We start from the raw sequence: 22818 nt of genomic DNA on the forward strand, positions 1-22818 counted from the left end.
ACCCCTCCGTCAGACCTGCGCGTACGTGAGCTGGGGCTTCTCCTCGGCGTCCGGGGTCCGCCCGGAGTCCGGGGTGGCCGCCGGGCGGCGGAGGTATACGGCCCAGGTGACGCAGAAGCAGGCGGCGTAGAAGACCAGGAAGGCGACGAAGGCACCGGTCCCCGACCCCACGGTCTGGAAGGACTGCCGGAAGGCGAGATTGATCCCGAGCCCGCCGAGCGCCCCGACGGCGCCGATGAGTCCCATGGAGGCTCCGGAGAGCCGCCGCCCGTAAGCCGCGGCGGCCTCCCCCTGGAGCCCCTTCTGCAGGGCCTTGGCCTGGAAGATGCCGGGGATCATCTTGTAGGTCGACCCGTTCCCGAGCCCCGTGAGCACGAAGAGCACGACAAAGGCGGCGACGAAGAGGGCGAGCGACTCCCTCATGGAGGCGATGACGACGACGCCGGTGGCCGCGCCCATCCCGACGAAGTTCCACAGCGTGATGCGGGCCCCGCCGAACCGGTCGGCGAGCCGCCCCCCGACGGGCCGGATCAGCGAACCGAGCAGCGGCCCGATGAAGGTGACCGCGGCGGCCTGCAGCGGCGTACGGCCGAACTGGGTCTGCAGGACGAGCCCGAAGGCGAAGCTGTACCCGATGAAGGACCCGAAGGTCCCCACGTACAGCAGAGCCATGATCCAGGTATGCGCATCCCGCACGGCTTCCTTGGCCGCTCCGGTGTCGTTCTTCACGGTGGCGAGGTTGTCCATGAAGAGGGCGGCGCAGACGGCGGAGACGAAGATGAGGGGAATGTAGATCCCGAGCAGCACACGCGGCCCGCCCCCCGCTCCGATGACCGCGAGCCCGGCGAGCTGGACGACGGGCACGCCGATGTTGCCGCCACCGGCATTGAGCCCGAGGGCCCACCCCTTCTTCCGCAAGGGGAAGAAGGAGTTGATGTTGGTCATGGAGGAAGCGAAATTACCGCCACCGACGCCGGTGAGGAGGGCACACAGCATGAAGGTGGTGTAGGAGGTACCCGGCTCCATCACGGAGAAGGCCGCGACGGTCGGCACGAGCAGCATGCCCGCCGAGATGATCGTCCAGTTGCGTCCGCCGAAGCGGGCGACGGCGAAGGTGTAGGGGACGCGGGCAACGGCCCCGACCAGCGTGGCCATGGACACGAGGAAGAACTTCCCGGCGGGATCGATCCCGTACTCGGGCCCCATGAAGAGCACCATCACGGACCACAGCGTCCAGATGGAGAACCCGATGTGCTCCGAGAGGATCGAGAACACCAGGTTTTGCCGGGCGACCCGCTCCCCTTCCTCCGCCCAGAACGTCTCGTCTTCCGGGTCCCACCGTTGGATCCACATGCCAGACCTCCGCATCTCCACAGCCGGCGGCTGATGATCCGAAGGTAGGGAGGCCGGGTTTCAGCCTTGTACCACGCGGTGACCGGCGGGGAACTTTGCTCTCACGTGGGGGTGGGGGGGGCGGTGAGGGGCCCTGGCGGAGGGGCGTCGGCTCAGCTCAAGCCTTGTTCACCCACGGGAGTACGTCACTGCCACCGCCCTTGTCCCACTTCAGGGTCACTGCGTCGTCGGCATGGGTGAGGTAGGCCGAGGTGTACTTCGCGTCGTCCCCGGTGCCGAACTTGAGGGCGATGCGGAAGCCGCTGCCGCCCTGCGCCTGCCCGAGTCCCATGCAGAGGCCGTCGTGGATCCCCTCGCTGTCCGGCCCTTCGCAGAGCCCAGCGAAGACCCACTGGCCCCGCCCAGTCCCCAACACCCACCACACGCCATCCGCGGCACAAGCCCCGCCGATGGCGGCCGGAAGGCGCGTATCGTCGAATTAGGTCGTCTGTCGAACCCTCGCGGAGGGTGGTGTGCCCAGTGATCGAGCATCGGATATTGGGTCCGGAGGACGGTGAGCTCCATCAGCCGGAGCAGGCGTGCGGAGACCGATTCCTGATCGACAGCCGTGCGCAGGGCGGTCGCTTCACGCTTGTCGAGCACCGACTGCCGCCAAGGGTTCTCGCGGCCCCGGTGCACAAGCACACCCGCGAGGACGAGTTCAGTTTCATCCTCGAAGGATCGGTCGGTGCGAGGTTCGGTGACGAGGAAGTGGTGGCCAGACCCGGCGACCTCGTGTTCAAGCCGCGCGACGAGTGGCACACGTTCTGGAACGCGGGCGAGACCCCGGCCCGGCTGCTGGAGATCATCTCTCCAGGAGGCCTGGAGGAGCTGTTCCGTTGGATCGACCACAAGGGCGAGGAGTTGATCCCGGAGGCCGTACAGCGGGAGGCAGGGCTCTACGGCTGCTCGACGGACATGGAAGCGACGATGGCGCTGATAGCGCAGCACGGCCTCACCTTCTGAGGGTCCGTCCCTCCCCCCACCTCGAACCACAACAACTTCCCCCCACTGGCGAAGATCTGATTCCCGAGCGGCCACCCAGGCGACGCGGGGCGCTCGTGGCCCCGTCCCGCAGCTCGACACGTCCAGCTGAACACCCACCACGGTTGCGAGTTCGGATCGGACTGCGTCTACATAGCCGCCGCCCCGGACAACACAATCCACCTCCGCGAGAGTGACGACCCAGAAATCACCCTCACGACCACCCCGGGCCGCCTCCACGCCCTAAGACGCACCCTCAAAGCCAACCCGCCCTAACCGGGTTCAGGAGAATCCCGGTGACACGCCACTAAAGCGATGCTCCACCGGGATATTTCTGCAACCGGAACCGCCTCACGGCTCCCGCGCGGGGCGAACTCACCGGTTGATGGACTGAATCTCTTCCACCATGACTTGCTGATCCCCGCCAAACTCGCCAGCCGGGAGACCCCCGCCTTCGCCGGTGGTACTGGTCCAGCTGATCTTCCAAGTAAGAGTCGCCTGGAGGTTGTACGAGCCGTCACCGGAGGACCGCAGGTACTTCACGCCGCACGGCGGCAACGTGTCCGCGGGAGTGCCCTTGGCGCGGGGCGCGCCGATCTTGCCGTCCTCAATGGGGCACGTGCCTGAGGCCGGGTAGGTCTCGGCGTCCTGCGTACCCGGATCAATCGAGAGGGACACGGGCTCAGCGGTCGTGGTCGCGGAAAGCCCCGAGCCCGGGATGCTCGCGGTGACGGAGACCTTCTTGAACTTCGCCTTGTCCAGCCAGACCCAGGTAGGGAGATTGACCTTCGTCGCTCCCTCGGGTGCCATCGTGATTTCGGTGCTGGGCACGGGCAGTTCGTCGTAGGCATACTCGGCGAGGATCTTGGGCGAGACTGCGAGCGGTTCCTTGGGAGTGTCTCCAGTGGGCACCCAGAAGGGCATCTTCGTGCAGGAGTTGGCCTCGGGGTCGTCCTTGCGCTTTTCGTTGATGGCCGCGGCCCAGAACTGCCCCTCACCCTGCTTGTCGAGGTTGTAGTTCTTGTAGGGCTGACCTTCCTTGAAGTACGAGTCAAATACCCCGCCCACGAAGTCGCCGACTCCGAACACCTTCATCTGCCGGATCGCCTTGACGGTTGCCTGGATCTGCTTCGGCGAATACGCGGGCTCGTACCAGCAAGCCGGTGGGTCCCAGTTGCTGTTGGCCGGCGTGAGGGATCCGGTCTTTGCGGTTTCCTGCGCGCCGTTGACGGTCGTCTGGATCTTCGTCTCGACAGTGAGGTTCTCGTCCTGACGGCCGCCCTTGGCTTGCGGAGCAGATACCTGCGTTCCCTTACCACCGGCGGCATAAGCCGTACTTGACACCAAGGCGACGATCAACGCGAGAGGAGGCACGAACCGTCGACTCAGCTTGTGCCGGGTCACGTGCATCGCTTCGCCGCTGCCGTGGTCAACACGCTCGTGGTCTGCCAGACGCCGTCTTCGTTCTTCTCCAGTCGGGTGTTGTAGAAGCCGTAGTCCTGTTCGGACTCCGGGATCGACCTGTCCACCTTGCCGGTCTTGCGATCCTTGGGGTACGTCTTGCTGGTGTCCTCGCAGTACGTCACCGCGGCGGCGCCATCCTTGAGGAGCGTGACCTCACGGTCGTAATACCGGGTGGTCCCGACGAAGGTCTTGCCCCTCTTGTAGAAGTCCTGAACGTAGTCCGCCGCCGACAGCAACGCATCGCCGGACGAGTAGAACTTCAGCGCTGGATGCGTCTTGGCATCGACCGTGATCGCCTCGTCAAGCGAGGCGATCCGCCGCTCGCTGTCCGCGAGGATCGCGTCCTTCTTCGCGTCGCCCGTCTTGCCGCCCTCGAAGACGTGCTTCACGTCCTTCGGCAGCTTCATCTCCGGCCGGTCGATCCCATCGTCGGATGCTGTCGGCGACGGCGACTCTCTCTTCTCACCGGACTCCGCACCCGCGATCTTGTCGCTCTCCTTGGAGTCGCCATCGCCTCCTCCGCACGCAGCGAGCGAAAGGACTGCGGCAGCAGTGAGGGTGGCCGCTGCGAGCAGGGTGGGTCGGCGATTCACGGTCGCTCCTGATGAGACGAGGGTTTTCTGGAGTGAACCAAGCTATCCATGAGTGAAGGGCGACGTCACGTCGAGATTCGCGCCCGGGAGGGACATAGGCGGGCATAGCATCCGCAGGGCACTGCCGTTTGCCGATACCGATCGCTCAGCGCAGTTTGATGATCACTACCAGGCGCGGCCTTCGACAGCCCTCCACCCTTTGGTTCAGCGAAGCCAACGGGACTCCTGACGACGGGACGGCAGCCGTCAACGCAGCGAGCGATCACACACCCTGAGGTGCAGGCGACCCCGAGGGGCCCCGCACTCACCCCAAATGCGTATCCCCCAGCGAAACCAACAACCTCCGCAACGCCCCGTCCAGCGCCCGCCGGTCCTCCGCCGAGAGCGCCGCCAGCATCCGCTCCTCGTTCGACACGTGGTCCACCACCGCGCGGTCGACCAACTCACGACCCGCCTCCGTCAGGCGGACCCGGATCGCGCGGCGGTCCGCGGGGTCCGGGTGGCGTTCGATCAGGCCCTTGCGTTCCAGTTTGTCGAGGCGGTTGGTGATGGCACCCGACGTCACCATCGCGGTCTTCAGGAGGCCGCCCGCGGTCAGTTCGTGCGGGGCGCCGACGCGGCGCAGCGTGGCGAGGACGTCGAACTCCGCGAACTCCAGGCCGTACTCGACGAAGACTCTCTTCATGCCCTTGCTCAGCAGGTGGTCGGCGCGTTTGATGCGGCCCACCAGGGCCATCGCGTCCAGATGGGCGAGGTCCAGATCCGGCCGCTCGCGCCGCCACTGGGCCCGCAACTCGTCGATGGCGTCGGCGTTCATGTCGGCGTGGGCGTCCGCGGACACCTCGGGCCCAGCCCCGGACTCGCTCATGTACGTGCTCCCTTCGGTCGGACCCTGCGACGACGCCGCACCTACATCTCTCAACGTTCAGATACTTGACGTTCGCAGACCCCGGGTCCATATTTATCTCAACGTTGAGAATAACAGCGTTGAGGGGAACAGAGGGGGAGCATCATGTCGACCATCAGCCCGAGCACGACCGCGGCACGCACGACACCCACGAGCACGGTGTCCACGGCACCCACGAGCGACAGCCCGACCGCCCGGCGCCGACCCGGCCGGGGGCCCCGCACCTACGCTCTAGCCGCCGCGGGCCTCGCGGCCATCGGCCCGGCCACCTGGGGCACCACGTACGTCACGACGACCGAACTCCTCCCTGCCGACCGCCCGTTGCTCGCCGCGGCCCTGCGCGCGCTGCCCGCCGGTCTCATCCTCCTCGCGATCACCCGGCGGCTGCCGAGGGGCGACTGGTGGTGGAAGGCGGCCGTGCTGGGGCTGCTGAACTTCGGGGCGTTCTTCCCGCTCCTCTTCTTCGGCGCGTACCACCTGCCCGGAGGCGTCGCGTCGACCGTCAGCGCGGTCATGCCGCTCCTGGTGGCGGGCTTCGGCATCGGCGTGCTGAAGGTGCGCCCGACCGCTCGTACGCTCGTCGCGGGACTCGTGGGCGTCGCGGGTGTCGCCCTGCTGGTCCTGCGCGGCAGCGCGACGGTGGACCCGGCGGGCATCGCCGCGATGCTGGCGGCGACGACTCTGATGGCCCTCGCGGTGGTGCTCAGCAAGCGCTGGGGCCGCCCCGAAGGGGTCTCGCTCCTCACCCTCACCGGCTGGCAACTGACGGCGGGCGGCCTGGTCCTGGCCCCCATCGCCCTGACGGCGGAGGGCCTGCCGGACCAGCTCACGGGCAGCAACATCGCCGGGTACGTCTACCTCGGCGTGATCGGCACGGCCATCGCGTACGCCCTGTGGTTCCGCGGCATCGAACGCCTCCCGGCCTCGTCCGTCTCCTTCCTCGGCCTCACCAACCCGGTGGTGGCCACCCTCGCCGGCCTCCTGCTCCTCGGCCAGACGCTGACGGTCTGGCAGGTGGGCGGCCTGGTCCTGGTACTGGGGAGCGTGCTGCTGGGGCAGAGCGGAGGCCGCGGGGCGCGGGCACGGGCGCGCGACGAGCAGGCGCCGGCAGCCACCAAGTGACTCCACCAAGCGGCTGAACCCAGATCAAGCACCCCAAGGAGCCGAACCAACATGAGCACGCACACGCACACGAGCCTGCACATCACCGTCTTCGGAGCGGCAGGAAACGTAGGCAGCCGGGTCGTCACGGAGGCGTTGTCCCGCGGCCACGAGGTGACCGCGGTGGTCCGCGACCCGGCAAGGTACGCCGAACTGCACCCCGGCGCCACGCACCGCACGGGCGACGCGGGAGTCCCTCACGACGTGGCGGAGTTGAGTGCGGGCCAAGACCTCGTGATCAACGCCACGAGACCCGCACCGGGCCGCGAACACGAGCACGCCGCCATCACCAAGTCGCTCCTGGAGGGCCTGTCCGGCACTGGCGTGCGGCTGCTGATAGTCGGCGGCGCGGGCAGCCTGACGGTCCCCGGCACGCGCGGGGTGCCGGCCATCGACGACCCGAGGTACGTCCCCACGGCGTGGCGGCACATAGCTCAGGCGTCCAACGACCAGTACGAGGCGGTCCGCACGGCGGACACGGACGTCGACTGGACGTACCTGAGTCCGTCGGCCGTCCTTGAGCCGGGCACCCGTACGGGCACGTTCCGCCTGGGCACGGACGAGCTCCTGGTGGACGCGGCGGGCAATTCGTCGCTCTCCATGGAGGACTTGGCGATCGCGCTCCTGGACGAGGCGGAAAACCCGAAACACAGTCGGGCCCGGTTCACGGCCGGCTACTGAAAGGTGAGGCGCCGCCCCGCGCCGACAGAGCCCGTCACCCGCCAAGGATCAGAACTCCCGCGCCGGACAGCGAGTCGGCGATCTCCCGGGCGTCGGCCGAGCGGACCTCGATGGCCTCGCCCGAGCGGAGAAACAGGTCGACGGTCGGGTCGAGCCAGGCCGCCGCGTTCTCGATGAACGCCGTACCGACAAGGTCCGCGAGGGGCAGGTCGAGCGAGCTGCCGTCAGCACCACGAAGGTGCAGGGCCTCGGCCCCGACCACCAGAGCGCCGGCGCGCGGAGGCGCGAAGTCCCAGCGTGCGACGCCGTCGGCGCCGCACGGCGGACCTTCGGCCGCGGTCAACTCGCCGAGCCCGTAGCGGATGGGATGGACCACGGCAGCCCGCGCGCCGGAGGGGTCCCCGAGAAACGCGCCTTCCGCATCTTCCACGGCTTCCGCGACCACGAGGTCGAGTTCAGTACGTTCCCGGCGGCGCTTGATCAGGGTGAGCGGCAAGCCGACGACCGCAACGGCGAGGGCGATGAGGGCGGCTACCGCCAGCCCGAGCGCGTTCCTCGGTCGGGCGATTGCGTAGATCACCGCGATGATGACGACGGGTGCGATCAGCGCGACGTAACGCAGCACCGGATGGGCCGCCCCGGGGCGGACTTCTGGCACGGAGGTCAGAAGATCTCGGTGCCGATGTCGTCTCCGTGCACGACCGCGAATGGCGTTCTCGCGCGAGGCCCAGCGGTAACGACCGACGTACTTCCTCGTCGTGGCCCCGGCGAAGAGGGCCACCGTCACCAGACCGGGCAGCATCGCGAACGGTCTCGTACCGGAGGAGTCCGCGAGGACGAGCAAGGCCATGAGGACGGCCAGGACAAGGACGATCGACGCGCCGTGGAACCGGGAGTGCGGGCCTTGCGTGCCGTAGGCGGCGGGAAATTCCGACTCGTGCCTTCTGTCCACTGCCGCCCACTCACGCAGCAACTGCCGACGTCTGACGGATCGCGCGTGCTGGGAGCGCAGGACCAACGCTGCGGGGGCGCCGAGGAACGCGAACAGGAGCGCGCTCATCACCGCCGTCACAGCGATCTCGGTGCCGTCGCTCGTGTCGGAGGCAAGAGTCTGGACCGTCACCGGCGCCAAGACGCCCACTGTGAAGGTGATGGCCAGCGCGCAGAGCAGGAAGACTGCCCCACGCGCCCTGGACAGATCCTCACCGATCAGGGTGCGGAGCGCTTGCCGCTGGGCCCGTAGAAGATCGGCTCGGTGGGGCCGCTCCTCGGGAGGGCCCGGCGGCTCGGGAAGCGATGCGGCGGCGCGCAGACTTACTCCTTGGTCGCGAGTGGGTTGTCGAAGCTGACCAGTTGAGCCATCTGATCGAGGATGGCACGGTACTGCTCCCGGTGGGTGACCTCGGCTGTCGTCAGCGTCAGGACGGCCAGCCGCTTGCCCTCCGGGTGTGGGATGTGGGCGTGGATCTGGAGGAGGGACTGCCGGGCGAGGCCGCTGTCGGCGGAGGGCGTGCGTACGGTTTCGCTGATGCTGGCCGGGCCGGACGGCAGGTCGAGGTACTCGATACGGGTGTGCTGCCCGGCGGGAGCCACGGCGCGGGCGGCTGTGACGGAGGGCGGCGCCACGGCCGTGTCCCGCCAGGAGAGGGTGAAGAAGGAGCGCAACGGCCGTCCACGGCCGACAGCACCTGACTCCGCCACGTCGTCGCGATGCAGGCCGATCGAGCAGTGGACCGTGCCGGCTTCACAGAGCGCCGCCAACATCCGCTGCCCTGCGGCAAGCTGAGCGACGAAGGGCTCGCGGGACGCGTCATCCGGGGCCGCGTCCAGCACTGGGCCCAGAGCCGCCCGCAACCCGTCGGAGCCGGGAGTGGAAGGCAGGTTCAGCAGGGCCGCCAACGGGACCGCCGTAAAGCCCGCGGGTTCGGCGAACCAGATGTCGGCGTCGGGGTCCTCGGCTGACTCGTCGAGCGCGATGCGGGGCCCGGCGGTCAACGCGCCCTGTCCGATCCGGGCTCGGGGACCCGCGCCCCTGCTCTACGGGCCCGTTCGAGCGCGGCGGGGCCGGCGCCCCACCCGACCGGGGCAGCCTTCCAACTGGGCCGGGCCGGACGCTGGTAGAGGAAGTGCAACCGCCTCGGCGCGGTGCCTCCTCGGCCGGGCGCCGCGATGACGGCGTAGAAGCGAGGGTCACCGGCGAACCACAGGGGTTCGATCTGAGCCTTCAACTCAGGCTTCGTCTTGGTGGTCCCGAAGCGCCTCATCCACCACAGGGTGCGCATGTTTGCCATGAACAGCAGCGGAATCCGCTTCCCGGGCTTCTCGGGATCGGGCAGCTCGTACCACATCTCGTCCTCTTGCGCCTCGGGGTGCTTGTTCCGCCCCCGAGGTACGTCGGTGAGGTGCTGCCAGGGGTACTGGGCGAGGACGCGCTGCATGTTGAGAGACCAGGGGAAGTAGCCGAGTTGGAGGACGGCGCGGAAGGTGGCGTAGAGCATGGGAGGGAGGAAGAGCAGGAAATAGCCTGGTGTCAGGAACACCACCGGAACAGCCAAGCAACCAAACCAGACCACGACCCAGCCGATCAGACGCATAACGATCAGGATCATGTGCCAGATCCACGCGTTACGCGTCGGCCGGTGGTCCCAGGCGGTCGGGGGATCGGTGGGATGCATAGCAAGTAGCCCTCTCCACATGAGTTCAGCGAAATACATGGCGGGCGAGGTCAATGACGCTGCCCCCGTCGACACCAAGTCGCGTACCGTCAATACCCGCCACGGCGCCATCCTTGATTCCGTCGTCGTCAGCGTCCACGACTTTCATGGCCAGCCCGAATACAGCGGTGCCCACACCAACGGAAGCTGAAGTAACCTCCACGGTCCTGGCGATCGGTTCAGCTCGCGCGCCCCGAATGGTGAGACCCAGCAGGAAGTTGTTCAATCCGGAGATGTTTCTCGCGTGCTCCATGGTGGATGCTCCGGCATCGGCCAGTCGGTTGCCCAGCGTGAGGGCCTCCCCCGCCCGACCGGCACCCCGCAGGGCCGCCGCACCGCCCTTCCACGCCGCACCAATACCCGGGACGGCGCCAAGTGCGTCCCCGCCCAGCGTTACTACGTTGCTCCAGAAGTCCGTATCGCACTCGCCCTTTGTCATGCCGTCTTTCAGGGACGCCCACACGGTGGGGTCCTGTGTGACCCTCAACGCCAACGCCGTCCCACTCAACGCCGCCGCAGCCAGCAACAGCACCGCGGCCGCCGTCCCACCCGTCAGCACGAAGAGCGCCGCAAGCCCCACGATGGCGGACAAGGTGCTCAGGATGTCGGGCAGGTTTTCCTTGACCCAGTCCATGCTCGTGTCGAACCAGCCCGGTTCCTGCGGCGCCAGCTTGTGGGTCGCGTCCCGGATCTTGCCCGCCCGGTAGCCGGACCTCTCCTCGTGCTCGTAGGCGAGGTCGCGAGCCCTTCTCAGGATGCGGTCGAGGTCGGCCTGGGCCTCGTCCACCCTTCCGTCGGCGCGCGTCCGGGCCTTGACCGCGTCGTCGTGCCGCGCGCCCTTCTTGTCCAGGTCAGGGTCCTTGACCGCGGTGTCCGCCCGCCCCTGCGCCGCCTCCAGCGCGGCTCGGGCCTCCTTCGCGTCCGCGTTCAGGAGTTTCGCGCGACGCTGGTAGGCGGCGAGCTCCTCATGCCAGCGGTCCAGGTGCTTGGCGGCCTTGCTGACGGAATGCGCCGCGTTCCGCAGGTTCTTCGGCAACGGACCGCCGTCGATCTGTTCTCGGAAGGCGACCGCCGCGTCCCCTTCCCAGTAGCTGCCGTCCATCAGCTTGGTGACGGTGCCATGCGTCTCGTGGAGGACTTTGGCGCAGCTCGTCAGCTTCTTGTGCAGCGCCTTCACGGTGTCACAGTCGCCTGGCACTGGATTGAATCCGAGGTCGGAGTAACCGGCGTCCGGGGTGGCCGGGGAGAATTTGAGGCCCTGCGGCAAAGGCCCGTTCCTGGCAGCGGGTGAACCCGCGAAGCGGTCGTTCTCGACGCCCGGGGTGACTGTCACTTCGCTCCCCCGCCTCCGCCGCTCTTTCCCCTGCCTCTTTCCTTCAGATTCTCCTCGAGCGCCTTGTCGACCTCGCGGTAGGCGTCCTTGCTCTTGTCGATGATCTTCGCCAAGTCCTCGGCCTGCTCCCCGAGTTGCTCCGTGCCGTACTTCCAGTCGTCCTGGAATTCCTCACAGGCCCAGTCGAGGTCATCCGTCCCGAGGCCCACCGTGGTCGCGCTTCCCAGCGCCTTGCGCATGCTCCTGAGGGAATCCTTCGATCTGTTGAGCAGCTTCATGAAGTGTTCGAGTTCATCGCCGTCGACCGTCAGGCGATCCGCCATGCACAACCTCCTCCGCGACCCGCCGGGGCCACCGCCCACGGCGACCGCCCACGCGACCATCCGAGGAAGCTATCCGGGAGCCGTGGGTGATGCCGGCAGCATGGTCACCGAGCGTCAGGACATATCCGCCCATTCAAGGGCCGGTATTTCACTCTTAGTCGGTAACTTGCCGAGCCCCCGAGGCCCCCGCCCACGCAAAAGCGGCCGCACATCGCACCGAAGTGCGTGTGCGGCCGCCCTCACGTCAGCCCTTCAGACGTCAGGCCTCTGCCCGAGCCCTCCGCCCCTTCCCCTTCTTCGCGCCGTCCGGCCACAGCCGTGGTTTCCGCTTCGCCGCAATATCCTCCAGCCAACCCACCGCCATCACCATCAGACCGATCAGCGGCCAGACCAGGACCGTCATCCACAGCATGTACGTCGAGTCCAGGGCCGAGCTCCAGCGTTCGTCCTCCATGAGCGGCAGGTCGTACGCCATGTCGATGAGCGGCACCGTGGCCATGATCAGGAGGTTGTGCCAGAGGTAGATCGTCACCGCTCGGTTGTTGGAGAGGGTGATCAGCTTGTCCCAGCGCTTCAGGCGGCCCGGCAGCTCCTGCCACGACGGGGAGTACTGGAAGAGGATGACCACGAAGCCGAAGGACCAGGCCGCCTGGGCCAGCGGGATGTCGTTCAGGTCCCAGCCGTCCGGGCCCAGATGGCCCGAGGCCCACCACAGGCCGAAGGCCATGATCAGGGCCGAGACGGAAACCGCCACGTAGCGCGGGACCCGGGCCAGGACGCCCTCCTGGTGGGCCATGCCGAGGACCCAGCAGCTGCCGTACACCGCGAAGTCCGACACCGCGTTGCCCGTCTCGCCGGGGATCTTGACGATCTCCGTGGCCAGTACCGCCGTCAGGGCCAGCGGGGCGAAGAGCGTGGCCCACGGGACCCTGCGGAACGCCCACAGGAGGAGCGGCGAGGCGATGACGAACCACAGATACGCGCGGATGTACCAGAGCGGGCCCGCGGCCTGCGCCGGCCAGGTGTCCTCCAGGAGGCCGGCCTTGTCCCCGATGTGCCAGGGGAAAGGCGGGGCACCGATCGGGAACACGTAGTTGAGCATGCTGACCAGGCCCCACGTGTCCCCGTGGTCCGGGTCCTTGGTTACGTTCCAGCCGCCGTAGAAGAGGAGGAACAGTGCCACCGCGCTGAAGGCCCACATGGGCGGCAGGAGGCGTCGTATTCGGCCTCTGATCACGCCCCAGGCCGGGCGCTTCAGCGAGCGTGCCATCAGCGCGCCCGCCAGCGCGAACATCACGCCCATGGACGGGAAGAGGATCGTCAGCCAGGCCCAGCCGAACAGGTGGTAGATGACGACACGGACCAGGGCGAGCGAGCGCAGTACGTCGAAGTAGCGGTCCCGACCCGGCTTCTTGGGAGCCGCCGGGGCCGCCGGGTCCGACGGGGCCGACGGAGCCGCCGGGCCCACCGGCGTCACCCCCACGCCGGGAGCCATCTGTCCGGGACCCCCCGGACCGCCGTGCCCCGGCGCGTGATTCCTCAGCCCCGGAGGCGGCGGCACCTGCGGCAGCGGTTGTGTGGGCTGTGGGGGATACGTCATGCGACGGGCCTCCGATCAGGGCTGCCCGTCCGCTGTTGCGGAATAGAGGGCGGAGTTCCAAGGACTCCCGTGCGCCGGAGCTTCTGCCAGCGCAGACGGCCTCCGGTCAGGGCGGTGATCCAGGACTGCAGCAGCACGACGTACATCAGCTGCCGGTAGAGGATCTGCTGGAGGGGCAGCGAGATCAGATGGGTCATGCGTTCACGGTCGAGCCGGAAGGCGTACGCCGCGCACACCGCCTGGACGGCGAGCACGCCGAGCCACGCGATGATCGTCTTCTGGGTGGGGCCGAAGACCAGGCCGTAGAGCAGAAACACGTCGATCAACGGCGCGAGCAGCGGGGCCAGGACCATGAAGAGCGACACCAGCGGCATGCCCACGCGGCCGAAGCGGCCCGACGGGCCCGACTCGATCACCGAGCGGCGGTGCTTCCAGATCGCCTGCATCGTGCCGTACGACCAGCGGTAGCGCTGCGACCACAGCTGCTGCACCGTCTCCGGCGCCTCGGTCCACGCGCGCGCCTTCTCCGCGTACACGACCCGCCAGCCGTCGCGGTGCATCGCCATCGTGATGTCGGTGTCCTCGGCGAGCGTGTCGTCGCTCATGCCGCCGACCCGTTCGAGCGCCGAGCGCCGGAAGGCTCCCACGGCGCCCGGGATGGTCGGCATGCAGCCGAGCATGTCGTACATCCGGCGGTCGAGGTTGAAGCCCATCACGTACTCGATGTGCTGCCAGGCACCGATCAGCGAGTCCCTGTTGCCGACCTTCGCGTTGCCCGCGACGGCGCCCACGCGCGGGTCGCCGAACGGCTGCACCAGCTCGCGCACGGTCGACTGCTCGAAGACCGTGTCGCCGTCCATCATCACGATGAGGTCGTGTCGGGCGTTGGCTATGCCGCGGTTGAGGGCGGCCGGCTTGCCCGCGTTCTGCTGGCGTACGACGCGTACGTTCGGCAGGCGCAGGCCCTCGACGATCAGTGCGGTGCCGTCCGAGGAGCCGTCGTCGATGACGATGATCTCGATGGGGTGGTCGCTCGTCATGAGGGAGCGGACCGTCGCCTCGATGCACTTCGCCTCGTTGTAGGCGGGCACGAGGACCGACACCGGTTCGGTGATGTCGGGGCCCCAGCGGAAGCCCTTCTTGCGCACCTTGCGCGCGTGCACCGCGGAGAGCAGCAGCATCATGCCGAAGCGGAGCATGACCAGCGAGCCGACGATGGCCAGGGCCACGACGAGTACGCCGGTGATCTTCTCCGAGGCTCCGACCAGGAAGACCCAGGCCTTGCCCTTCCACAGGTCGAGGCCGGTGACCGGCGCGTGCGCGCTGGGGGCGTCCAGGGCCTCGGTGAGGTTGGTGAACCGGTAGCCCTTGTCCTGGAGATCGGGCAGGAAGGTGTCGAGCGCGGCCACCGTCTGCGAGCGGTCGCCTCCGGAGTCGTGCATCAGGACGATGGCGCCGTTGCCGTTCTTGGGCGTGGCGCGGCGGATGATCTCGGAGACGCCGGGGCGCTTCCAGTCCTCGCTGTCGGTGTTGTTGACGACGGTGAGGTAGCCGCGGCTGCCTATGTACTTCGTCACGGGCCAGGACTTGTTGTCCATGGCGTCGGAGAACGAGGAGTACGGCGGGCGGAAGAGGGAGGTGCGGACGCCCGCGGCGCCCGCGAGGGCGAGCTGGTTCTGCGAGAGCTCCCAGTCGATGCGGCTCTTGGACTGGTACGACAGGTCGGGGTGGTTGAACGTGTGCAGGCCGACCTCGTGGCCCTCGTCCACCATCCGCTCGACGAGGTCGGGATAGCGCGAGGCCATCGTGCCGGTGACGAAGAAGACGCCGTGCGCGTCGTGCTTCTTCAGCACGTCCAGGACCTTGGGGGTCCACTCCGGGTCCGGTCCGTCGTCGAACGTCAGCACGAGGCGGTGATGGGGGACGCTCAGCGTCTCCTCGTGGCCGCCGCGGGTGTCGATGACCGGGCCGCCGTCCTCGAGGACCTTCTTCGGGACCTTGTCGGTGGCCGCGGGCGGCTGTACGCGGTGGTCGGCGAGGATCTCGCTGTGGGTGTAGCCGCGCAGCATGAGCATCGCCATCAGGGCGACCAGGAGGAGCAGCGGCAGGAGATAGCGGAGCGGGACCCTGCGCCGCTTGGCGCCGCGGGCCGGCTGCGCGCGGCGCCGGCCGCCGCCGCCCCCGCGGGGCTGGGCGTGGCCGCCCCGGGGCTGGGCGTGACTGTGCCGGGAGCCGGCTGACCGGCCCCTTTTGGTGCGGGTGTTCATAGCTGTGCGCCCTCCGAGGGCTGCTGGCCGGCGCCTCGCGGGGACAGATGACCGATCGCCTGGGCGCGCTGCGGGGACTGCTGATCGGCGGCTTGCTGCACCGCGGGGACTTCGCCGCCGCCTCCGGACGCGCCGGGCGGGGTCTCGGTCGACGGGTCCGGATCCGGCGTCGTGGGGTCGTCGGTCGGGTCCGGGTCCGGGTCCGGCTTCGTGGGGTCGTCGCTCGGGTCGGGGTCCCCGCCGTCGTCCGTGGGATCGGGGTCGGGCTTGCCGCCGCCCGTGGGGTCGGGGTCGGGCTTGCCGCCGCCCGGCTTCGTCTTGCCGTCGTCCGGCGCGGACGGATCGTCCGCGTCCTCGTCGCCGGTCGCGGGAGCGGTGCTGCCGCTCTCCGACGCGCCGGGCGACGGGGTGTCGCCGGGCGAGGCCGAAGGGTCGAGGGAGTCGGCCGGGCGGTCGGGTGTGTCCACCTTGCTCGCCGGCTTCTCGTCCTTGGATTCGATCGGGAGCCAGGGCGCGCTGGAGTTGCCCGAGAACAGGGTGGCCACGATGATCACCGCGTAGACGGCGCAGGCCATGCCGATGAACACGCCTATCCGGCGGTACCTCCGGCTGCGGCGGCCCGTCTCGTCGACGAAGACCGGCCCGTCGGGCCCGTCCTGGTCGCTCTCGGCCGCCAGCTCCGCCAGCTGCCGGCCCACCCCGTCGATCTGAACAGTGACCTCGTTCGGATCATGGGTGTGTTCCGGTAGGGCATCTTCTCGCCAATTCTCCATGCGTACGCACAACCCCCCACATACCTTGACTCGGGCGCGCACGACTCCGGGAACTTGCCGTTCGGACCGAGCCCCCACCCGATCCGAGCGCCCCCCTATCACACCGCGCCCGGACCATGAATGTAGCGCACGGCGGTGACAGTCGTACTAATCCGTCAGTCCAGCCTCATCATGATGAGTGCATCTGTGGCCGGAACCCACCCGTCCTCGGGCCTTCGCAGCCACCCCTCGGCGGCGGCGAGCTCGGCCGCGGCCACGCGCAGCGCGTCGACACCCGGGTGCACGAGCCCCTTTCGCCACACCAGGGACACGGGGGACAGCGGAACGGGGTCGGTCAGGGGCCGCAGGACGGACTCGGGCATGGTGGGGAAATCCACAGCGGTGAGGACGGGGGTGCGATTCTTCGCCATGATCCTTCCGAACTCCTCGGGGCCCACCGCCAGGGGCGCGGGCGCCGCCACCTCGATCCCGCGTCCCTCGAAAAGGCGATGCGCCAGATCGGTCCACTCCAGCGTCCGGGGGTTTCCGGCACCCGCGTACACGCTCTCCCCCGCGAGCGCACCGAGCGGCACCGCGTCGAATTCGGCCAGTGGGTGACCGAGCGGCAGCAGCACCGCCATCGGCTCGTACCGCACGGGCTGCTGCGAGAGCCGCGCCCGCAGCGCCGGTTCCAGCCCCGCGTACCGCCCGAAGGAGACGTCGAGCCGCCCGGCGAGGATCTCGGCCGCGGCCCCGGTGAGCCCGCTCTCGAAGCGGGCCATCAGCTCGCAGTCCGGGGCGAGCTCGCGGGCCCGCTCCAGGACGCGCCCGGAGATGAGACCCGGGCTGTTCAGGTCCACGAGCAGCGGGCGGGCCGCGCCCCGGGCCCCCGGGCCCCGCGCGAAGGCCGCCGTCAGGTCGTCCTGCGCCTCGATGACCCGACGGGCGTACGGCAGCAGCCGCTCCCCCTCGGCGGTCAGCGTGACCTGCCGTGTCGTCCGCACGAAGAGATCGGCCCCCAACTCACGCTCCAGGCGCCGCACATCACGGCTCAGCGCCTGCTGGGCCACGTACAGCCCGGCGGCAGCCCGGGTGAAGTGCAGCTCTTCGGAGACGGCCAGGAAGGCGCGCAGGAGGCGGGGCTCCACGTCGCGGGGCAGAGCACCCTCGGGGCCACGGGGTATGCGGGGTTCTGGTGGGCGGGGTTCTGCTGTCACCCGCGGGAACCTACAACAGCGGGAACTCGCGACCAGCGGAACTCACAACAGGAGTGCGTGAGTCGGGCCCCAGAAGGTGTTGGACCTCACACCCGCGCCCCGGTGAGGGTGATCCCATGCCGCCCGCCGAACCCCACGCACCCCGCCGCCGCAATCCTTACGCCCGTCTCTTCGAGATACCCGGAGCCACCGCCTTCACCATCGGCAACCTCATCGCCCGCCTTCCCATGGGCATGTTCAGCGTGAGCGCCGTCATCATGATCGCCGGGACCCGCGGCTCGTACGCGCTCGCCGGCGCCGTCACCGCGACGGGCCTCGCCGCGACCGCCGTCGTGGCCCCCTGGACGGCGCGCTTCGTCGACCGGTACGGCCAGGCGCGGATCGCCGTCCCGGCCACCGCGATCGCCGCGCTCGGCTCGCTCGCGCTGCTGCTGTGCGTGCACTACGGAGCGCCCGACTGGACCCTGTTCGCCGCGTACGCCGCGACGGCCACCACGCCCAACACGGGCGGCATGTCACGGGCCCGCTGGGCCCACCTCCTCAAGGACGACGAACGGGCCGTGCACACCGCCAACTCCTTCGAGCAGGCAGCGGACGAGCTGTGCTTCATGCTCGGCCCCGTTCTCGCGGCCTTCCTGTGCGGTGCGTTCTTCCCGGAGGCGGGCACCCTCATCGGGGTGGTGCTGCTCCTGACCGGCGTCCTGCTCTTCGCCGCCCAGCGCTCGACGGAACCGCCGCCCCGGGGACGTACGACCACCAAGGAGAAGTCGCCCTTGCACGCGCGCGGGATGCCCACCCTGCTCGCCGCCTTCCTCGCCACCGGTGCCGTCTTCGGCTCGATGGAGGTCGTGACGATCGCGTACGCCGACGCGGAGGGCCACAAGGCCGCCGCGGGTGCGATCCTCGCGCTCCAGGCCGCGGGCTCCTGCGCGGCGGGCCTCCTCTACGGGACGGTCAAGCCGAGCGGTCCGCCGAACCGCCGCCACATCCTGTGCGCCGTGGCGATGGCGGCCCTCATGACGCTGCCGCTGCTCGCCGCCACGCTCACCGGCTCGCTCCTTGTGCTCGCCGGGGCTCTCCTTGTCGCCGGCATGGCGACCGCCCCGACGATGGTCACCGGCATGTCGCTGATCCAACAGCGCACCCCCGAGGGCCGGTTGAACGAGGGCATGACCCTCGCCGTCACCGGACTCCTCGGGGGCATCGCCTGCGGCTCGGCCTCCGGCGGCTGGGTGGCGGAGCACCTCGGCGCCGCCCAGGGCTACGCGGTCCCGGTCGCCGCCGCGTGCTGCGCGCTGCTGCTCAGCATCGCGCAGGCTTGCGCCACGAGCACTCCAGGTCCCCGCCCGTCCCGGCCCCGCGCTCCGAGCGCGGCCTGACGAGAACGGCCTCGTCCTTGGTCGACTTGGCGAGCGTCACGACGATCGCGTCCTCCAGGGCCTTCACCGAGGAGGGCAGGTAGTTGTTGAGGATGATGCTGAACACCAGCTCACGCCCGCCCGCGTCCTTCACGTACCCCGAAAGAGCGGACGCCCCGGTCAACGACCCGGTCTTCGCTCGTACGTTGAGGGCCGCCGGGGTCCCGCACATCCGTGTCCGCAGGGTGCCGCCGACGAACTTGTCCGGGTCGCAGGCCACCGGAAGCGACTTGTACCAGTCGGCGTACCAGGGCTCGCCCTTCGTCGAGAGCAGCAGCTTGATCAGCTGGTCGGCGGGGACGTTCGTCTTGCGCGAGAGCCCGGAGCCGTCGGCCTGGCGCAGCTTGCCGGGGTCGACGTCGGCCGTCTTCAAGTAGGCGCCGGTCGCCGCAAGTCCGTCCGGCCAGCTGCCGGGCCGCCCGGTCGCCTCGTACCCCATCGTCTTCGTGAGGTTCTCCGCGTGCATGTTGTTGGAGAGCTTCATGAAGGGGATCATCAGCTCGCTGAGCGGCATGGAGTCGTGCGAGGCGAGCCGCCGGGCGCCCTTGGGGGTGGCGAGCCCTGTCTTCGTCGGGCCGCTCACCCGCACCCCGTGCGCCTTCAGCGCGTCCCGGAAGATCGCGGCCGCGTAGCCGGTCGGCTCCCAGACGGCGATCCACTCCTTGGTGGCCGAGCCACCCACGGGCACGGTGCCGGTGACGGTGATCGTGTTGGTGCCGTGCTCACGTTCGATCGTGAGCGTGTCCTCGCCGCCCGCGGGGACGGTCCTGGCGCTGATGTCGACGTCCACGTAGTCCGTCTTCGGGGTGACCGTCACCTTCGGCCGGTCCCCGGCCTTCGCGCCCGGTGTGGCCTCGACGATGACCGTCCCGGTGTCGTAGTCGGTGTCCGGGGCGACGCTCAGCGCGGAGATCTGGGCGGCGTAGTACGCGAATTCGTCGTCGGCGGCCCAGCTGTCGCCGATGCGCTTGTCGTCGAACCGGGTGTCGTCCGCGACCAGGCGTCCCGAGACCCGCCGGACGCCCGAGTCGGCGATCTTCGCTGCGAGTCCGTCGTAGTCCTTGGCGAGCGTCGTCGGGTCGCCGGTGCCGCGCAGATACAGATCACCGGAGAGCTCCCGGCCGCGCTGCCTGCCGTCGGTGAGCACGTCGGTGGTGAAGCGGTGGTCGGGGCCGAGCCGCTCCATGGCCGCGGCCGACGTCAGGAGCTTGGTGTTGGACGCGGGCATCAGGCGCCCGCTGGGCAGGTGTTGGTAGAGCACGTCACCGGAGGCGGCGTCGGCGACGACGACGCTCGCCGCGCCGCCCTCCATCCGGGGATCTCCGAGGATGGTGTCGATGGCTTCGGGCAGGCCGCTGCGGTCGGAGTCCGCCCCGGCCGGCGAGCTGACGGAGAGGGTGGCCGCCGCGACGCCGAGCACGGCGGGCCAGATCCAGTGGCGCATACGGGCGTTGACGCGTCTCACGGGTCTACTCATGACCCAGGAGCATCCCCGACTCCGGCCCCCCGCGACAGCCCCCACTCCGGCCACGTACGCCACGAGTACGGCTCGCCCGAAGGTGCGCGTCAATCCGGCGCGTACGAAGTGCGGCGGCAGCGGGGCAGCAGCAACACGGCGGGGGGCAGGATCGGCCGGGGACACGCCCGCACGCCCGCACGACGACAGACCAGGGCGTCGGGTCGCTCACGGGTCTACCGCGGTCCGCCCGAAGGTGTGCGTCAGTCCGGCGCGTACGAAGTGCGGCGGCAGCGGGGCAGCAGTGACGCCAGGAGCAGCACGGCGGGGGCGGGATCGGCCGGGGTCACGCCCACGCGGCGGCAGACCAGGGCGTCGGGGTCGCCCGGTGACTGCTGGAGCCGGTAGCCGTCGGGGCAGGCGGGGCCGGCGTCGCCCGTCTCGCCCTTGGGACCACGCTCACCGCGCGGCCCTGCGGGACCCGCGGGGCCTTCGGGGCCCGAGGCACCGCCCGCGCCGTCGGTCCCGTTTGCGCCGTCGGCGCCGTTGGAGCCCGGAGGGCCCGCCGCCCCCGCCGGTCCTTCGGGGCCTCGTTCGCCGTTCGCGCCGTCCGTGCCGTCGGCCCCTGCCGGGCCCGGCTCGCCGGACGCTCCCGCCTCGCCGGGCTCTCCTGTCTCGCCCTGGTCGCCTTGTCGGCCGCCGTCCCCCGGCATCCCCTTCTCGCCCTGTTTGCCGTCCTCGCCCTGTGAGCCGGTGGCGCCCGGCGACCCGGGCACCCGCGCCCTGGACAGCAGGTCGTCGACGGCGTCGGCGGGGTCGGGCGCGGCAGGGGTGTCACCGTGCGAGCGGACCTGCGCGCGCAGGGTCCGTACGTCGCGGGCCAGGGTGGACACGGCCTCACCGCGCCGGTCCGCCTCGGTGGCGAGCTGGTCGGCACGACGGTCACCCGCGTCGATGCGGGCCCAGAGCAGCGCCGCGACCCCGCACAGCGCGACCAGCACACAGACGAGGAATACGCTGCGCCAACGGCGGGCCAGCAGTCGCTCGAGCTGGATCACGGAGTGCCTCCGAGCCGTTGGTTGTCGATGAGCAGCCGGGCGATCTCGCTCTGGTCATGAACGTGCAGAGCGTTTAACTCGGCGAGTTTCGTGTCGCGTTCGGCGACCTGCCGCTCCAGCCGGTCGCGTTCGGTCTGGAGTCTCTCCGTGAGGCTGGAGTAGCCGAGGAGCGCGTTCTCACCGCGCTTGCCGAGATAGGCCACCACTGCCGCGCCGAGAACTCCCAGGCTGGCGACGACGGAGCCTAGAAGAGTGACGGTGGCATCCAAGCGACTGCCTCCTGCACTTGCGTACTCGGCCGGACTTCTGTGCCGCCCGGCCGTTTGGGAACCTGCACTCTGATGCAGTAACGAGTCACATGCCCAGAGGATGTGCCCGGACGGTGCGTGCCCCGCACACGGAAAAAGCCCCCCGGCCACCGGCCGGAGGGCTTTAACCTCACATGGGAATTGTGGAGATGGCGGGAATCGAACCCGCGTCCAACGGTGCAAAAGGAGGGCTTCTCCGAGCGCAGTTCGCTACGATTTTCTCGGCCCCGGAGATCTCGCGAACAAGTCTCCGACGGGCCCAGTCACTGTTTGATTTCCCATCGAATCCCGTGACCGGACTCGATGGTTTAGTTCCCTAGATTATGCCAGGATCCGGGTCGGGAACACCCCCGGGCTGACACCCATTAAGGGTCCTTCACTCACTGCTAATTAAGCAGCGAGGGCGAAGGACTGGGAATCGCTCTTGGAATTGGCGATTATTGGTTGCGACATATGGTTTACGAGATCATTGTCGCTTCCTCGGCTCGCTTCCCCTGCTTCGACATCCGCTGTCGAAACCGATCATCCCCATGTTTTTTTATCAATCCGCGCCCCGGCTGTGCGGGGCAGTGCCCATCGTACGTGACCAACGCCCGACGGGGCCAGCCAATTCCCGCGTGGCCCACCAGGGGCCCACGGGGGCCGGGCGACTAGGCGCTGCGCTGACGCCGTTTGACGTCCGCGACGGCGCGGTTCGTCTCGCGCAGGTCCTGCTTCTCCTTGAGCGTCTGACGCTTGTCGTACTCCTTCTTGCCCTTGGCGAGGGCGATCTCGACCTTGACCCGGCTGTCCTTGAAGTACAGGGCCAGGGGCACGATCGTGTGACCCGTCTCCTGCGACTTCGACTCCAGCTTGTCGATCTCCGCACGGTGCAGCAGGAGCTTGCGCTTCCGCGTGGCCGAGTGGTTGGTCCAGGTGCCCTGCACGTACTCCGGGACGTGGATGTTGTGCAGCCACGCCTCGCCGTTGTCGATGTGCACGAAGCCGTCCACCAGGGAGGCCCTGCCCATCCGCAGCGACTTGACCTCGGTGCCCATCAGCACCAGGCCGCACTCGTACGTGTCCAGGATGTGGTAGTCGTGCCGCGCCTTCTTGTTCTGCGCGACCATCTTCTTGCTGGGGGCCTTCTCGGCGGCCTTCGCGGCCTTGCGCTTTACCTTTTCCTTCGCCATAGTGCGGCCATTTTCGCA

At 69.1% G+C, this 22818-nt stretch carries 23 protein-coding genes and 1 other RNA gene; 5 read left to right on the plus strand and 19 right to left on the minus strand.

What is annotated here, in order from left to right; translation table 11 throughout:
• Positions 1-9: 9 nt before the first annotated feature.
• Together ACWD02_RS04130 and ACWD02_RS04135 are read right to left on the minus strand one after the other, a co-directional pair.
• Positions 10-1368 (minus strand): nitrate/nitrite transporter, encoded by a 1359-nt coding sequence (locus ACWD02_RS04130; protein ID WP_451204162.1) that lies wholly within the window; start codon positions 1366-1368, stop codon positions 10-12.
• A gap of 142 nt (positions 1369-1510) precedes the next feature.
• Positions 1511-1684, minus strand: a complete 174-nt coding sequence (locus ACWD02_RS04135) for a hypothetical protein (RefSeq protein WP_451204164.1) — start codon at positions 1682-1684, stop codon at positions 1511-1513.
• A gap of 188 nt (positions 1685-1872) precedes the next feature.
• Here ACWD02_RS04135 and ACWD02_RS04140 point away from each other — a divergent pair, with 188 nt between their 5' ends.
• Together ACWD02_RS04140 and ACWD02_RS04145 are read left to right on the plus strand one after the other, a co-directional pair.
• On the plus strand, positions 1873-2358 hold the full coding sequence (locus ACWD02_RS04140; RefSeq protein ID WP_451204166.1) for a cupin domain-containing protein: 486 nt from the start codon (positions 1873-1875) through the stop codon (positions 2356-2358).
• Between the two features lie 126 nt (positions 2359-2484).
• A complete protein-coding gene (locus ACWD02_RS04145; protein ID WP_451204400.1) occupies positions 2485-2652 on the plus strand; it encodes a DUF397 domain-containing protein in 168 nt (55 codons plus the stop codon).
• Positions 2653-2751: 99 nt separating this feature from the next.
• Here ACWD02_RS04145 and ACWD02_RS04150 read toward each other — a convergent pair whose 3' ends face one another.
• The 3 genes from ACWD02_RS04150 to ACWD02_RS04160 form a co-directional block, all read right to left on the minus strand.
• Positions 2752-3786 (minus strand): hypothetical protein, encoded by a 1035-nt coding sequence (locus ACWD02_RS04150; RefSeq protein ID WP_451204168.1) that lies wholly within the window; start codon positions 3784-3786, stop codon positions 2752-2754.
• Positions 3777-4433: a hypothetical protein gene (locus ACWD02_RS04155; protein ID WP_451204169.1), complete on the minus strand. Its 657-nt coding sequence runs from the start codon at positions 4431-4433 to the stop codon at positions 3777-3779. Before ACWD02_RS04155 ends, ACWD02_RS04150 begins: the two co-directional genes overlap by 10 nt.
• A gap of 304 nt (positions 4434-4737) precedes the next feature.
• A complete protein-coding gene (locus ACWD02_RS04160; protein WP_451204171.1) occupies positions 4738-5301 on the minus strand; it encodes a MarR family winged helix-turn-helix transcriptional regulator in 564 nt (187 codons plus the stop codon).
• Between the two features lie 144 nt (positions 5302-5445).
• On the opposite strand from ACWD02_RS04160, the gene ACWD02_RS04165 reads away from it, so the two are divergent.
• Both ACWD02_RS04165 and ACWD02_RS04170 read left to right on the plus strand, forming a co-directional pair.
• Positions 5446-6462: an EamA family transporter gene (locus ACWD02_RS04165; protein ID WP_451204173.1), complete on the plus strand. Its 1017-nt coding sequence runs from the start codon at positions 5446-5448 to the stop codon at positions 6460-6462.
• A 51-nt stretch (positions 6463-6513) separates the two neighbouring features.
• On the plus strand, positions 6514-7182 hold the full coding sequence (locus ACWD02_RS04170) for an NAD(P)-dependent oxidoreductase (RefSeq protein WP_451204175.1): 669 nt from the start codon (positions 6514-6516) through the stop codon (positions 7180-7182).
• A gap of 34 nt (positions 7183-7216) precedes the next feature.
• Here the strand turns inward: ACWD02_RS04170 and ACWD02_RS04175 are convergent, their stop codons facing one another.
• From ACWD02_RS04175 to ACWD02_RS04215, 9 genes are all read right to left on the minus strand, one after another.
• The gene (locus ACWD02_RS04175; protein ID WP_451204177.1) at positions 7217-8314 is read right to left on the minus strand and encodes a hypothetical protein; all 1098 of its coding nucleotides are present in this window, start codon (positions 8312-8314) and stop codon (positions 7217-7219) included.
• Positions 8315-8496: 182 nt separating this feature from the next.
• Positions 8497-9177, minus strand: a complete 681-nt coding sequence (locus tag ACWD02_RS04180) for a hypothetical protein (protein WP_451204179.1) — start codon at positions 9175-9177, stop codon at positions 8497-8499.
• Positions 9174-9791: a hypothetical protein gene (locus tag ACWD02_RS04185; protein ID WP_451204181.1), complete on the minus strand. Its 618-nt coding sequence runs from the start codon at positions 9789-9791 to the stop codon at positions 9174-9176. The genes ACWD02_RS04180 and ACWD02_RS04185 overlap by 4 nt, the downstream gene beginning before the upstream one ends.
• 91 nt (positions 9792-9882) lie before the next feature.
• Positions 9883-11229 (minus strand): putative T7SS-secreted protein, encoded by a 1347-nt coding sequence (locus tag ACWD02_RS04190; RefSeq protein ID WP_451204183.1) that lies wholly within the window; start codon positions 11227-11229, stop codon positions 9883-9885.
• On the minus strand, positions 11226-11552 hold the full coding sequence (locus ACWD02_RS04195) for a type VII secretion target (protein WP_451204184.1): 327 nt from the start codon (positions 11550-11552) through the stop codon (positions 11226-11228). The genes ACWD02_RS04190 and ACWD02_RS04195 overlap by 4 nt, the downstream gene beginning before the upstream one ends.
• A 259-nt stretch (positions 11553-11811) precedes the next feature.
• Positions 11812-13047 (minus strand): acyltransferase family protein, encoded by a 1236-nt coding sequence (locus tag ACWD02_RS04200; RefSeq protein WP_451204186.1) that lies wholly within the window; start codon positions 13045-13047, stop codon positions 11812-11814.
• 101 nt (positions 13048-13148) lie between these two features.
• Positions 13149-15419, minus strand: a complete 2271-nt coding sequence (locus ACWD02_RS04205; RefSeq protein ID WP_451204188.1) for a glycosyltransferase — start codon at positions 15417-15419, stop codon at positions 13149-13151.
• Positions 15416-16117 (minus strand): hypothetical protein, encoded by a 702-nt coding sequence (locus ACWD02_RS04210; protein ID WP_451204190.1) that lies wholly within the window; start codon positions 16115-16117, stop codon positions 15416-15418. The genes ACWD02_RS04205 and ACWD02_RS04210 overlap by 4 nt, the downstream gene beginning before the upstream one ends.
• Positions 16118-16347: 230 nt before the next feature.
• A complete protein-coding gene (locus tag ACWD02_RS04215; RefSeq protein WP_451204402.1) occupies positions 16348-17331 on the minus strand; it encodes a LysR family transcriptional regulator in 984 nt (327 codons plus the stop codon).
• Between the two features lie 173 nt (positions 17332-17504).
• On the opposite strand from ACWD02_RS04215, the gene ACWD02_RS04220 reads away from it, so the two are divergent.
• Positions 17505-18767 carry an MFS transporter gene (locus ACWD02_RS04220; RefSeq protein WP_451204192.1) on the plus strand — a complete coding sequence of 421 codons (1263 nt, stop codon included), beginning with the start codon at positions 17505-17507 and terminating at the stop codon, positions 18765-18767.
• On the opposite strand, the gene dacB is transcribed toward ACWD02_RS04220, so the two are convergent.
• The 5 genes from dacB to smpB form a co-directional block, all read right to left on the minus strand.
• The gene (gene dacB, locus ACWD02_RS04225) at positions 18691-20283 is read right to left on the minus strand and encodes a D-alanyl-D-alanine carboxypeptidase/D-alanyl-D-alanine endopeptidase (protein WP_451204194.1); all 1593 of its coding nucleotides are present in this window, start codon (positions 20281-20283) and stop codon (positions 18691-18693) included. The two genes, ACWD02_RS04220 and dacB, sit on opposite strands and share 77 nt — an antisense overlap.
• Positions 20284-20525: 242 nt before the next feature.
• Complete coding sequence (locus ACWD02_RS04230) at positions 20526-21320, minus strand: collagen-like protein (RefSeq protein ID WP_451204196.1); 795 nt, start codon at positions 21318-21320, stop codon at positions 20526-20528.
• Positions 21317-21589, minus strand: a complete 273-nt coding sequence (locus tag ACWD02_RS04235) for a hypothetical protein (RefSeq protein WP_451204197.1) — start codon at positions 21587-21589, stop codon at positions 21317-21319. Before ACWD02_RS04235 ends, ACWD02_RS04230 begins: the two co-directional genes overlap by 4 nt.
• Positions 21590-21769: 180 nt before the next feature.
• Positions 21770-22158, minus strand: a transfer-messenger RNA (tmRNA) gene (gene ssrA / locus ACWD02_RS04240).
• A gap of 120 nt (positions 22159-22278) precedes the next feature.
• Complete coding sequence (gene smpB / locus ACWD02_RS04245; protein ID WP_365816413.1) at positions 22279-22800, minus strand: SsrA-binding protein SmpB; 522 nt, start codon at positions 22798-22800, stop codon at positions 22279-22281.
• Positions 22801-22818 lie beyond the last annotated feature (18 nt).

Source organism: Streptomyces sp. NPDC002853 (genome assembly GCF_053591915.1).

Excerpts from the sequence above, each read along its gene's own strand:
- ACWD02_RS04135 (WP_451204164.1), bottom strand. The coding sequence starts at position 1,684 with ATGGGACTCGGGCAGGCGCAGGGCGGCAGCGGCTTCCGCATCGCCCTC.
- ACWD02_RS04160 (WP_451204171.1), bottom strand. The coding sequence starts at position 5,301 with ATGAGCGAGTCCGGGGCTGGGCCCGAGGTGTCCGCGGACGCCCACGCC.
- dacB (WP_451204194.1), bottom strand. The coding sequence starts at position 20,283 with ATGAGTAGACCCGTGAGACGCGTCAACGCCCGTATGCGCCACTGGATC.
- ACWD02_RS04200 (WP_451204186.1), bottom strand. The coding sequence starts at position 13,047 with ATGGCTCCCGGCGTGGGGGTGACGCCGGTGGGCCCGGCGGCTCCGTCG.
- ACWD02_RS04205 (WP_451204188.1), bottom strand. The coding sequence starts at position 15,419 with ATGAACACCCGCACCAAAAGGGGCCGGTCAGCCGGCTCCCGGCACAGT.
- ACWD02_RS04185 (WP_451204181.1), bottom strand. The coding sequence starts at position 9,791 with ATGATCCTGATCGTTATGCGTCTGATCGGCTGGGTCGTGGTCTGGTTT.
- ACWD02_RS04130 (WP_451204162.1), bottom strand. The coding sequence starts at position 1,368 with ATGCGGAGGTCTGGCATGTGGATCCAACGGTGGGACCCGGAAGACGAG.
- ACWD02_RS04165 (WP_451204173.1), top strand. The coding sequence starts at position 5,446 with ATGTCGACCATCAGCCCGAGCACGACCGCGGCACGCACGACACCCACG.
- ACWD02_RS04220 (WP_451204192.1), top strand. The coding sequence starts at position 17,505 with ATGCCGCCCGCCGAACCCCACGCACCCCGCCGCCGCAATCCTTACGCC.
- ACWD02_RS04195 (WP_451204184.1), bottom strand. The coding sequence starts at position 11,552 with ATGGCGGATCGCCTGACGGTCGACGGCGATGAACTCGAACACTTCATG.
- ACWD02_RS04150 (WP_451204168.1), bottom strand. The coding sequence starts at position 3,786 with ATGCACGTGACCCGGCACAAGCTGAGTCGACGGTTCGTGCCTCCTCTC.
- smpB (WP_365816413.1), bottom strand. The coding sequence starts at position 22,800 with ATGGCGAAGGAAAAGGTAAAGCGCAAGGCCGCGAAGGCCGCCGAGAAG.
- ACWD02_RS04170 (WP_451204175.1), top strand. The coding sequence starts at position 6,514 with ATGAGCACGCACACGCACACGAGCCTGCACATCACCGTCTTCGGAGCG.